Consider the following 11543-nt stretch of genomic DNA (forward strand, 5'->3'; position numbering starts at 1 on the left):
TCACTATTTAAGTTCAAAACTTTCGGTCTCCTTAAATGGAGATAGGTCCAATGATTCAATGGAGGTTCTGTACGATTTCCATTCATCATTAAAGAACGCATTGGTACTGTCCAACGCAGTCTTTAGTTCTTCTTCTGCAAAACGAATCATTCTTCGTTCGGTTTCGGTGATTCCAGATTTTCTTGTATTTACATAGTAAGATGCATTGCCCAATCTGGACATTACGTTAGGCTCCGGGTCATCGGTGATGCCTTGGCGTTTGTCATCTTTACCTAAATAAAGAGCAATAACAGAATCGATTTGCTTTGCTATTTCCTCGGAAGCCTTTATCTGCTCCTTAAACTTGACTTTGTCAAGGTCTTTAAGTTCCTTTTTGAACTTATTTGCCAAATCTTTGCTCTCTACCAATTGCTTTACTGCATCGGCGGCAGTCTGCGTGTAGGCTTCCAGTTTTTTACTGGTTTCGTACACTTCATTGATGGAAGTTAGATTAACGTTCAACCTAGGGTCGGTCTTGACGGTAACAGAAGTTGAATCGGATGCTTCACCATAAACTACTTTTACTTTGTAACTTCCCGGTTTTACTTCAACGCCACCTCGCTCTCTATTGTTTTTGCTGATGGTTCTTGAAGGTCTATCTGGGCCTTTTTCATCCAAGTTCCAATAAACTCTATGGAAACCGGCCTTTTCAGGAGTTTTGTATTTCAATGTTCGGATAAGTCTGTCACCGTCGTAGAATTCAAAAAAGATGGAATCCTTTGTTTTTTCCTTGGGTTTTTCATCCTCAGTTTTATCATCTTCTCCGCTTTCTTCTTTTTTATCTTCCTTGGATTTATCTGCGCCTTCCTTTAAATAATAAGTGATCATAGCGCCAGACTCCCTATTTTCACCACTATAAATCGCATCTCCACCAAATCTTCCACCTGTGGGCTGTTGATAGGCGGCCAAGTAGGCATCAGGACTATCAAAAAGACTGATTTCCTTCTCCAAAACAGAAGTGTTGCCAGCCAGCTTCCTCAACGGACGAATGTCATCCACAACCCATGCTGCCCTACCAAAGGTTCCGATGACCAAATCCTGCTCCCTTGGGTGAATCGCCAAGTCCTTTGTAGAAACTGTTGGGAAATCTTTGTTCCATTTTTTCCAATTGTTACCCGCGTCCAAAGAAAGATAGAGTCCGTCGTCTGTCCCTAAAAACATCAAATTTGGGTTTTTCGGGTCTTCTATTATAGATAGTGTATAGCTTTCGACATCGTTTTCATCTACAATACGGGTCCACGTTTTACCATAATCCTTGGTGCGGTAAGCATAGGGCGCATAGTTGAATCTCCTGTAATCGTTAGCAATCAAGAGGGCTTCTCCCTTATTGTTCTGTGATGCTTTTATCTGTGGAACCCAACTTCCTGTTGGTAATCCTTTAATGTTTTTGGTAACATCGACCCAAGTCTCACCTGCATTTTGGGTGTAGTGTACACGACCGTCATCGGTGCCCACCCACAGCATATTTTCTTCAACAGGTGATGGCTCTATCACAATAATGGTACAATGGTTTTCTGCTCCTGTGGCATCCATGGTCAAACCACCACTTTCGCTTTGCTTTTGTTTTTCCTTGTCGTTTGTTGTCAGGTCGGGGGAAATTACTTCCCAAGTCAAACCTTTGTCCGTTGATTTGTGCACGAACTGACTTCCAAAATACACCGTGCTATTATCGAATGGGTCTTGACCAATGGCAGCGTTCCAGTTAAATCGAAGTTGGGTCTCTGCATCCGGTGGAGTAGGGCGCACTATATAGCCATCGCCTGTCTTCCAATCGTATCGGCTCACATATCCTTGCTGGCTCATGGCGTACCCATATTGGCTATCATCCCTATCTGGAACTACATCGAAACCGTCACCAAAGGCGATTTCCTGCCAATAGCTATTTCGGATACCCTGTGCTTTCCAAACATAAGCTGGGCCTCTCCAAGAGCCATTGTCCTGCATTCCGCCATATACGTTATATGGGTATTCATTGTCCGTGTTGATATGATAGAATTGGGCCACGGGCAAATTGCCTATAAAACGCCATGTTTTACCTCCATTTTTAGTGATATTGAGGCCTCCGTCGTTTCCATCCAACATAAACTCACCGTTTTCAGGGTGAATCCACCACGCATGATGGTCCGGATGCACCCCATTGTCGACCCCATAGGATGGCATTAACTGAGTAAAGTTTTTTCCTCCATCTTCGGAAACGTTGATGTATGTGAAAACTGAATATACTCGATTTTCGTTTTGCGGGTCTACGTAAATTTCTGAATAGTAAAATGGACGGTTTCCGATATCGCTCTTGTCATTGATTTTCTCCCATTTATAACCCCCGTCGGTAGATTTGTACAGTGCATTTTTCTTGGCTTCAACCAGTGCATAGATGATATTTGGTTTGTTGCGGGCTATGGCCACTCCGATTCTCCCTAAATCGCCTTTTGGAAGACCGTCTTCCGCGGTGATTTTTTTCCAGGTTTTACCACCGTCGTGAGTGATATGGAGTCCACTACCTTCACCCCCCGAGTTAAAGAACCAAGGTTCTCTTTTGTGTTCCCACATGGCGGCAATTAATTTGTTCGGGTTTTTAGGGTCCATCACCAAATCGGCAATTCCTGTTTTATTGTTCACGAACAATACCTTTTCCCATGTTTCTCCGCCGTCGGTAGTTTTAAAAACACCTCGTTCGGGATGTTCCCCCCACGGTGAACCTATGGCACCTACATACACTACATCTGGGTCGGTTGGGTCGATGATTACCCTATGGATGTGCCTTGTTTTTTCCAATCCCATGGATTTCCATGTTTTTCCGCCATCCAAAGATTTGTAAACACCGTAACCTCCATTTAAACTGTTCCTAGGGTTGCCTTCACCTGTTCCGACCCAAATTACGGATGGGTTGGACTGTTGAATGGCCACAGCTCCAATAGAGGCGGTTACCTCATTGTCGAAAACAGGTTCCCATTTGATGCCTCCGGAAGTAGATTTCCACAAACCACCTGAAGCGGTTCCCACAAACATTATGTCGGGGTTGGAGTGCACAACGTCAATTGATGTAACACGTCCGCTCATACCGGCCGGACCGATGTTCCGGGGTTTTAGGTCTTGGAGTAGTTCTACGTTGAAATCTTGGGCTGTAATGCTGGCTGTAATCAACAATACGAAGTAGAGGATTAATTTTTTCATTAGTTGGTTTATTGTTTTGAGTTTAGTTTAGACCTTTGAAAATCGTACCCAGGCGAGGTATTTTTAAGGTTGTTTAAATATACCAAAAACCTTCACCTCCTTTCTTAAAGGAATGTTAATGAGTCATTGTGAGGTGGAGAAGATTTAATGGTCCTTATACACAGTGCCATCCTTCATTACATAAGTTACATTCTTCATTAGGGAGATGTCCTCGATAGGATTTCCCTCAACAGCAATTATGTCCGCGAAGTACCCTTTTTGAATCATTCCCAATTTATCAAAATGAAGAATTTTTGCATTTACAGCTGTTGCAGCTTGTAAAGCTTTAATGGGCTCCATGCCATAGGCGACCATCAGTTCCAGCTCGCGATAGTTTTCTCCATGCGGAAACACACCCACATCGCCTCCAAAAACAATTTCGACCCCCGATTCCAAAGCTAGTTGAAAGGATTTTTTCTTTTTTGCCACTCGTTCAGGGTCTGGCTCAATCCCTTTTTTCCATCCTTGGTACTGTGATATGGCATCTCCAGCAGCGAGGGTAGGGCAAAGGGCAACGCCTTTCTCTTTCATTAATACAAAAATCTCTGCTGTGCCCCCATCACCATGTTCGATGGTTTCGACCCCGCCCATGATCGCTCGCCGCATTCCTTCGGGAGTACTTGCATGAGCTACGACATATCTTCCGGCTGTAGTGGCTGTCTCAACCATAGCATTGATTTCTTCCTGTAAAAAAGTGGGTTGTGAGGGCTCGTCTTTGCCCCAGCGGTAGTCAGCATAAATTTTTATAAGATTGGCTCCTTGACCTAGTTGCGTCCTGACCTCCGAGATAACATTGTCCCTTCCACTTACAGGAACCGCGCCCAAAGGGACTTTGACCCCGTCGTGAAAACCCTTTGGTCCATAGGCCCCAGTGGCTACGATGGCTGGACCTGCCATTAGGGTACGAGGACCTGGAATTATACCCTTATCAATGGTTCTTTTAAGGTAGATATCCGTGTAACCGGCTCCTTCCGAACCTAGGTCGCGCATGGAGGTCACGCCTGCCATCAAAGTCTTTTTAGCATGTACGGTACCCCTAATGGCTCGTTCAGTGGGGGATTCCACCAAAACTTGGTCATTCCATTCCGTTTCGTTGTAAGGATGCAACAATAAATGGGAATGCCCTTCAATGATACCGGGCATAAGCGTCATGCCCTTTAGTTCTTTTTTTGAGTAGTTATTGACTCTTTTCAAACCGCTCAAAGGGCCGGCGTAGGTGATACGATTTTCATCTACCGCAACTACCCAATCACTGTGAAGCTGAACACCATCAAAAACCTGACTGGGAACCAGAAGGGTCTGAGATTTTAGATTGTTCAGGAATAAAATCAGAATTACCGCAAATAACTGTTTTGATTGCATCCGGGTTTGTTTTGATATTAATCGATTATGGAATCCTTCAATAATTCTTGTAAATCTCTTTTAGAAAACACTTGGCTCCCCTTGATTACAGTGTAAATCTTCTGTGTATTTTCAATATTTTCCAAGGGATTGGCATCTAAAATCACCAGATCCGAAACTTTTCCTTTGGAAATACTTCCGTAATCTTCCGTTTGGTCCAGAAATATGGACCCATTCACTGTGGAGGTTCGTAGCGCATCGAGTGGAGAGATGCCTTTTGCCACCATGGCCTGTAATTCTTTGTGCAACGAAATTCCCGGATACGCGTAGGAGTTGAACGCTCCACTGTCCGAACCGGCCAAAAGTTGAACCCCCGCAGAATCGAGGTCTTTTACCAACTCACCAAAAAAAGTATCCAATTCTTTTCTATTTTTTCTAGCCTCTTCGGATGAATTTAAGGATGATCGTATTCTACCTTGATAGGTTTGAATAATCCCATCTCCCATGTATTGAAGGTATTCATCGTTGGTGTGGTCAACTTCGTCCAAGTAGCTTAGCGTATTGCCAATATGCAGAGTGGGAACCACAAATACATCATTTTCTTTTAGCTTATTGAACGTTGCTTGTGCCGTGCTATCCGAATAATCTTCCATAAGCGCGGGCATTGCTCCCCAGAATCCGATATCACCGTTTTGCAATTTCTCGGTGATTTCAATTTCGTTGCTGGCGCAGCCCTTCATAATATAGTAGAGGTGTTCGATACCATCCATCCCTGCATCGATGGTCTCATCCAGCGTAACGGTGAACGGCATGTGCCCAGAAACCGTAAAACCTCTCTTTTTTGCCTCTTCTATTGATTTTAGATAATTATCATGTGAAATTCTACTATCATAGATTTTTACAAAATCTACGTTTAAGGATTCCAGAGAATCCAATGCGTGGACAACATCTTCTTCGGTTTCTACTTCCAACGAACCGGCCCAACTACCATTAGGCCCATCTATTTTTGGCCCAGCGGTAAAAATGGTTGGCCCCACTAGTTTTTCAGAGGTAATTTGGCTTTTCCAGTCCATTACGGAATGGGTAAGGTCGCCCCCGGCATCCCGCACCGAGGTAATACCATTGGCAATAAATAACTTCAGGAAGTTTTTGTTGTTTTTAATCAACGAATCACCACCGCGCAGGTGTATATGGTTATCCCAAAACCCGGGCAAAATATATTTTCCAGAAGCATCAATAGTGGAGTCGGCCTTAAAATTGCTTGTACCTTCGGTTTCTATGGCCTCGATTTTGCCATTGGACACCAAAATATGTTGAGTTTCAATTTTTCCAGTTTCCAGATGGATGACCTGTGCATTGGTAATTGCGAGATCGTAATGGTTGATAGTTTCCTTCTTACAACTAACGATGACGAGAAGGAGGGAGAACAAAAGTGGTCTGATCATTTTGGGTTGGTTTATTATGATCCTTAAAGATACCGGATTTTTTATTTCCCATCCCTTTGGCTTTTTCCAATTTTTTTGGTGATTTTTAACCAAATACAAGTTTTGAAGGAAACAAAACCAAGCTGGCTCTATTTATTATTATTGATTCTTTCGGGTGAAGCCATCTTTATCCTTCCTTTTGTGCTGCCACGTGTTTTTAGGCCTACAGTTCTGGATGTTTTGGAGGTGGACAATGTGGAATTGGGACTTTGCTTTTCGGTTTACGGTCTAGTAGCCATGGTTTCTTATATTTTGGGAGGTCCATTGGCCGACAAGTACCAACCCAGAAAATTGATAGCCATTGCTTTGTGGATGACTGCATTGGGCGGTTTTTTGTTTGCTCAATACCCTGATTTGTGGATGCTTCAAATTTTGTATGGTTGGTGGGGATTTACCACTATTTTTCTTTTTTGGGCGCCGATGATCAAGGCTACAAGAATTTGGGGTGGTAGCGATTCTCAAGGCAAAGCCTTTGGATTTTTGGATGGTGGTCGTGGACTAACGGGTGCCCTGTTCAGCTTACTGGGTGTGGTCGTGTTTTCGTTTTTTTTGTCCGAGTCTTTGGATATGGCGAGTCTGGATAGCCGTAAAGAAGCATTTACCTATGTTCTTTATTTATCATCACTGATCATTATTCTGGTAGGTATCTTGGTCTGGTTTTTTATGAAAACGGACAAAAGAGGTGAGAAAGTGACCTTGGAGCGTATTTCTTGGAATGAAATCAAGCAGGTCTTACAATTGCCATCGGTCTGGCTTTTGATGGTAATCATCCTTTGTGGCTATGTAGGGTACAAAATCACGGACATTATTTCCCAATATGCCGAAGAGGTGATGCTTTATAACCAAGTGGATTCTGCCAAAGTGGGCACTTTACTGCAATTCCTTCGTCCGGCCACTGGTATTTTGGTTGGTTTAATAGCCGATAAACTGAAGATAACCTGGCTTTTGTTCATGAGTTTTGTATTAACCTTGATTGGAGGTGTATTGTTTGCCAGCGGAGTAATTGCACCTACCACAACGCTTTTGTTCTTTATGTCGGTTGTTGTGATAGCGGCAGGTGTATACGCTATAAGAGCTTTATACTTTGGTGTAATGCAGGTAGGAAAAATTCCGATGACCTTAACGGGCACAGCGGTGGGACTCATCTCTCTGATAGGATACACTCCTGATGTGTTCGCTGGACCAGCTTATGGTATGCTATTGGATGCGCATCCCGGAGAAGAACTGGGTCACCAACATGTTTTTTGGATGTTGAGTGCCTTTGCTTTTGTTGGCGGTTTGGCCGCATGGGTCTATCAGAGAAAATATGGTAGATGATTTTCTAATTCCTGTATTTGATGTTTTTTTCTGAAAAGTAGATGATTTCCTTTATTCTTTTATTTCGTGTTTCTTCCCGCTTGGCCTGATTGAGCCACATGAGGTAGCCTTTTCGTTGCCCAACCGTGAAATTCTGAAAGTTAGTGTGGGCATTGGGCTTCTTTTTAAATGCCTTTTGTAAATCCTTGGGAACCACACCATTTTCAACATCATCCAATTCGGTCCAAGAACCATTTTCCTTGGCAATTTCTATCGCTGCAAGACCACTTTGGTGCATCAATCCATTGGCCAACAAATCTTTTATGTAATCCTTGTTCACCTTGCTCCAAGTACTTTTAGGCTTTCTCGGACAGAAGTATTGTTTTCGTTTACCATCTCCAAGACTTCGAACGGTACTATCTATCCAACCATAGCATAGGGCGACCTTAACGGCCTCCTCCCAACGCATACTTAGTTTATGGTGCTCCACCTTGTAAAAGATAAGATGGACACCAGTGTAGGAGCTATGGTTTTCATGAAGCCAATCGCGCCACTCATCGTCATTTTTAAAATAATGCTCCGGGTGCTTCTCCAAATCAGATTTTTTTGGTCTCTATGTAAAAGTTTTTATCAAAAATCACTTGGGTTCCATCCAATTTTTCGGTTTTCCATTCACTATTGGGGAACAACCACTTTTCGGAACCATCAATAAATACCCGAACAGGCATGTCAAAGTCTTGCACTACATCTGTGTATCGGAATTTAATTGTGTCTCCTTCCAACGTATACTCCAAAGTGGGAATCATTGTTGTTCGGAGGTATTGATTAAAGAATGCGGATAAATCTTTTCCCGTATGTTTGCTGAGATAGTCCTCAATTTCTTTGGTGGTCACTGTTTTGTGATAGAAATCTTTGTTCAATCCTCTTAAGATTTGACGCCATTTATCATCATCCTCCACCAATTGGCGAAGTGTATGTAACATGTTCGCGCCTTTGTAGTACATATCGCCCGAACCGGATTTGTTGACCCCATAGGGCCCAATAATGGGACTATCGTTCTGAATATTGCTTCGGGTTCCTACAACATAAGCTTCGGATGCCTTTGTGCCAAAATGATAGTCCAGATACAGGTTTTCCGAGTATGCGGTAAATCCTTCATGAATCCACATATCGGCAATGTCCTTATAGGTGATGTTGTTGGCAAACCATTCGTGCCCCGCTTCGTGGATTATAATAAAATCAAACTGCAAACCCCAGCCAGTTCCAGACAGGTCCCTTCCCAAATATCCGTTTTCGAACTTGTTTCCGTAGGTAACGGAACTTTGGTGTTCCATGCCCAAATAGGGAACTTCCACGAGTTTAAAACCATCCTCATAAAAGGGGTAGGGGCCAAACCAATGCTCAAAGGCCTGGAGCATCATCGGAGTCTGCACGAACTGCTTTTTAGCTTTCTCCAAATTTTCGGGCAGCACATAATAAACCAATTTTAATGGACCTTTTTCACCTTCGAAAACTTCATCAAAATGGACATAGTTTCCAACATTTACGTTTACACCGTAATTGTTTATGGGATTTTTTACTACCCAATTGTAGGTTTTGAATTCACCTATTTCCTCAACACTTTCAAGCTGTCCGTTGGAAACATCCATTAGGTCTTTGGGAACGGTAATGCTGATGCGCATACTGTCCACTTCGTCGTACATATGGTCTTTGTTGGGCCACCAAACACTTGCTCCCAAACCTTGGCAGGATGTAGCTACAAAAGGATTGCCATTTTTATCCTGTTTCCAAGAAAAGCCACCGTCCCAAGGTGCACGTACGGCCTCTCGTGGTTGCCCCGAATATGTGATTTTAACTTCGTTGAATTCTCCCGGAACTTGTTTTTTCTTGAGTTTGATGAAATGTGCATTGCCCTCAGAAGTGAACTTCAATTTTTTTCCATCTTGCTCAATGGATTCAATCTTCATGGGTTCTTGAAGATCAATTTGAAGTGTTTTGGCTTCTTCCAAAACTTTATACCTTACCACGTTATAGCCCGAAATAAACTTCTTTGAAGGCTCGATTTTAACGTTGAGATCGTAGTGATTCAAGTCCCACCATGCCCTTTCAGATGTAATGCTGCCCCTCAGGGTATCTTGCCTTGTAAGTTCTTGGGCGTCAATGGAGCATGCCCCGAGTATGAGGACTAAAAGAATTAAACCTTGTTTCATGGGTTGTTTTGTTATCTGAATACTTTATTTGGAAAAACCACTGGACTTTCGTGACCATCTTTACCTATGGCCGCAACGCCAAAAAAGAAGTTGTCTATCACAACACCATCTAAAGTGTGTTCGGTTACATTGCTTACATATTTGTAATTGTCCCAAGTAGGCGAGGTGGTATCCCTCCAATAAATTTTATAGCCAACGGCACCATCTACCTTGCTCCAGCGTAATTTGGCACTAGGCTCTACAATACCTCCGATTTCTACGGTTTCCGGAGCAGGGGGAGCCCACGCAATGGAGGCTAGGTTAATAGCATTTACCGCAGTAAGTTTTTTGGCGTATTCAAAGTTTACGTGCTCCAAGACATCGCCGTAGGCAATACCGTTTTCCTCTCGTATATCTTGATGTTGCTGTGTGTAGTTCTCATGGGCTTCCATAATTCGGATTCCCGCGTATCCAGCGTCGTTGAACGGTCTATGGTGTCCACCTCTACCGAATCTATCCAGTCGATAGATCATCATGGGGTTCATTTCTGGCATATAGGTTTTAGTGGTTTTGTAAACATAGCGTGCCAACTGACGTGAAATACCATCAACCTCTCCACCATAAAAACGTCTGGCTCTTCTTTGTTCTTCTGTTTCGGTTGGGGGCACAGGTTCAGAGAATATTCTGAAATCCCGGTTGCTCACAACACCATCGACGCCCGTAATATTGCCGATCATATCATTATTTAGTATACCCACAATATCCCATTCTTTTTCCTTGGTATACTCCGCGAGGCCTTTTCCTCCGTAAAGTCCTTGTTCCTCACCGGAGAGCCCTACGAAAATGATGCTGCTCTCGAACTTATATTGTGATAATACTCTGGCGGCCTCAATGGTCCCGGCCATTCCACTGGCATTGTCGTTGGCTCCGGGAGAATCCGAGGTGTAATTGGTAGGGTCGCTTACACGGGAATCAATATCGCCACTCATAATTATAAAGCGATTGGGAAACTTGGTTCCGCGTTGAATGGCCACCACGTTCACAATCTCAACATCTTTAACGATTCGGGCATTGTCTCCTTTTTCGATTAGATTTTTTTGATAAAAGACCTCCAAACAATCTCCACAATTGGACGAAATTTTATCAAACTCGGACTTGATCCATCTTCTTGCAGCACCAATTCCTCTAGTTTGGGAAACCGTATCACTCAAGGTGTGTCTGGTTCCAAAATTGACCAGTGTCGTAACATCAGATTCGATACGTTCTGATGAAACCGCATTGATTATGTCATAAATTCTGGTATCGGTCTGCGCATAAATTGTTGTAGTGAAAACCACAAATAGCAAGGGGAATATTTTTCTCATATTAAAAAGCGTTGGTTTTTTTCTGAAAGAATGAAGCGTGAAAATAACAAAAAGGGCCCAAAAGTACATACACAATACCCGGGAGACCGTAATATAATCCCAATTGGAGCTTTGCAATTACGATGGAAACTAAAGCAACAAGTACAAATAACCCAAAATGGCGGGCATAAAAAAGATGTGTCATGTTGCTGTTGTTCGCTTTTTTGTAGACTCTTAAATACATAAGAGCATAGCAGGCGAAGATGAGGAGGAATCCAAGACTGTACAGTTGGAACAATGAAGAAAATTCATCTGCAGTGATCTGTAGTGCTCCCGTCCATGAATTTATCAAGGACTTAATGGGGAAGATGTAGTAGAGTATCAAAAACAGGAGAATTGCATTGAGGGCAATAACCCAATTATCCATGTAACTGGTTCTTCGAAAAAAGTTATAGTGCACCGACCATAATCCTACCAGGGCAAAAAAACTGACACCGAAACTCAAGAACACCATCCAGTCCACTTGAAGAACGGAACTTTCGGCCTGAGTACCCACCGAAACCACCAGCAATGTAGCGGCAAAAGCAAAAACCCCATCGCTAAAGGCTTCAATTCTGCTTCTATTGTGGGGTAGCTTCATT

Annotated in this window: 8 protein-coding genes; 1 reads left to right on the forward strand and 7 read right to left on the reverse strand. The window is 43.0% G+C overall.

What is annotated here, in order from left to right; genetic code table 11:
* Window positions 1–3 precede the first annotated feature (3 nt).
* The 3 genes from DCK90_RS02400 to DCK90_RS02410 all read right to left on the reverse strand — a co-directional run bounded on the left by DCK90_RS02400 (window position 4) and on the right by DCK90_RS02410 (window position 6035).
* A complete protein-coding gene (locus DCK90_RS02400; protein WP_108244580.1) occupies window positions 4–3210 on the reverse strand; it encodes a WD40/YVTN/BNR-like repeat-containing protein in 3207 nt (1068 codons plus the stop codon).
* Between the two features lie 144 nt (window positions 3211–3354).
* On the reverse strand, window positions 3355–4611 hold the full coding sequence (locus DCK90_RS02405) for a metal-dependent hydrolase family protein (RefSeq protein ID WP_108244581.1): 1257 nt from the start codon (window positions 4609–4611) through the stop codon (window positions 3355–3357).
* Between the two features lie 17 nt (window positions 4612–4628).
* Entirely contained in the window at window positions 4629–6035 is a 1407-nt protein-coding gene (locus tag DCK90_RS02410) for an amidohydrolase family protein (RefSeq protein WP_108244722.1), read from the reverse strand.
* 102 nt (window positions 6036–6137) lie between these two features.
* Between DCK90_RS02410 and DCK90_RS02415 the strand changes: the two genes are divergently transcribed.
* The gene (locus DCK90_RS02415) at window positions 6138–7391 is read left to right on the forward strand and encodes an MFS transporter (RefSeq protein ID WP_108244723.1); all 1254 of its coding nucleotides are present in this window, start codon (window positions 6138–6140) and stop codon (window positions 7389–7391) included.
* Between the two features lie 4 nt (window positions 7392–7395).
* Here the strand turns inward: DCK90_RS02415 and DCK90_RS02420 are convergent, their stop codons facing one another.
* The 4 genes from DCK90_RS02420 to DCK90_RS02435 are packed head-to-tail and all read right to left on the reverse strand — an operon-like array spanning window position 7396 to window position 11542.
* Window positions 7396–7965, reverse strand: coding sequence for a YdeI/OmpD-associated family protein (locus tag DCK90_RS02420; protein ID WP_108244582.1), 570 nt, complete (start codon window positions 7963–7965; stop codon window positions 7396–7398).
* Between the two features lies 1 nt (window position 7966).
* A complete protein-coding gene (locus DCK90_RS02425; protein ID WP_108244583.1) occupies window positions 7967–9580 on the reverse strand; it encodes a M1 family metallopeptidase in 1614 nt (537 codons plus the stop codon).
* Window positions 9581–9591: 11 nt separating this feature from the next.
* On the reverse strand, window positions 9592–10923 hold the full coding sequence (locus tag DCK90_RS02430) for a M28 family metallopeptidase (RefSeq protein ID WP_108244584.1): 1332 nt from the start codon (window positions 10921–10923) through the stop codon (window positions 9592–9594).
* A 1-nt stretch (window position 10924) separates the two neighbouring features.
* Window positions 10925–11542 carry a TMEM175 family protein gene (locus DCK90_RS02435; RefSeq protein ID WP_108244585.1) on the reverse strand — a complete coding sequence of 206 codons (618 nt, stop codon included), beginning with the start codon at window positions 11540–11542 and terminating at the stop codon, window positions 10925–10927.
* Window position 11543: the final 1 nt, after the last annotated feature.

This window comes from Muricauda brasiliensis (assembly GCF_003057865.1).
Lineage (GTDB): Bacteria > Bacteroidota > Bacteroidia > Flavobacteriales > Flavobacteriaceae > Flagellimonas > Flagellimonas chongwuensis.

Coding starts and splice junctions, on each gene's coding strand:
- DCK90_RS02435 (WP_108244585.1), bottom strand. CDS start 11,542: ATGAAGCTACCCCACAATAGAAGCAGAATTGAAGCCTTTAGCGATGGG.
- DCK90_RS02430 (WP_108244584.1), bottom strand. CDS start 10,923: ATGAGAAAAATATTCCCCTTGCTATTTGTGGTTTTCACTACAACAATT.
- DCK90_RS02405 (WP_108244581.1), bottom strand. CDS start 4,611: ATGCAATCAAAACAGTTATTTGCGGTAATTCTGATTTTATTCCTGAAC.
- DCK90_RS02425 (WP_108244583.1), bottom strand. CDS start 9,580: ATGAAACAAGGTTTAATTCTTTTAGTCCTCATACTCGGGGCATGCTCC.
- DCK90_RS02400 (WP_108244580.1), bottom strand. CDS start 3,210: ATGAAAAAATTAATCCTCTACTTCGTATTGTTGATTACAGCCAGCATT.
- DCK90_RS02410 (WP_108244722.1), bottom strand. CDS start 6,035: ATGATCAGACCACTTTTGTTCTCCCTCCTTCTCGTCATCGTTAGTTGT.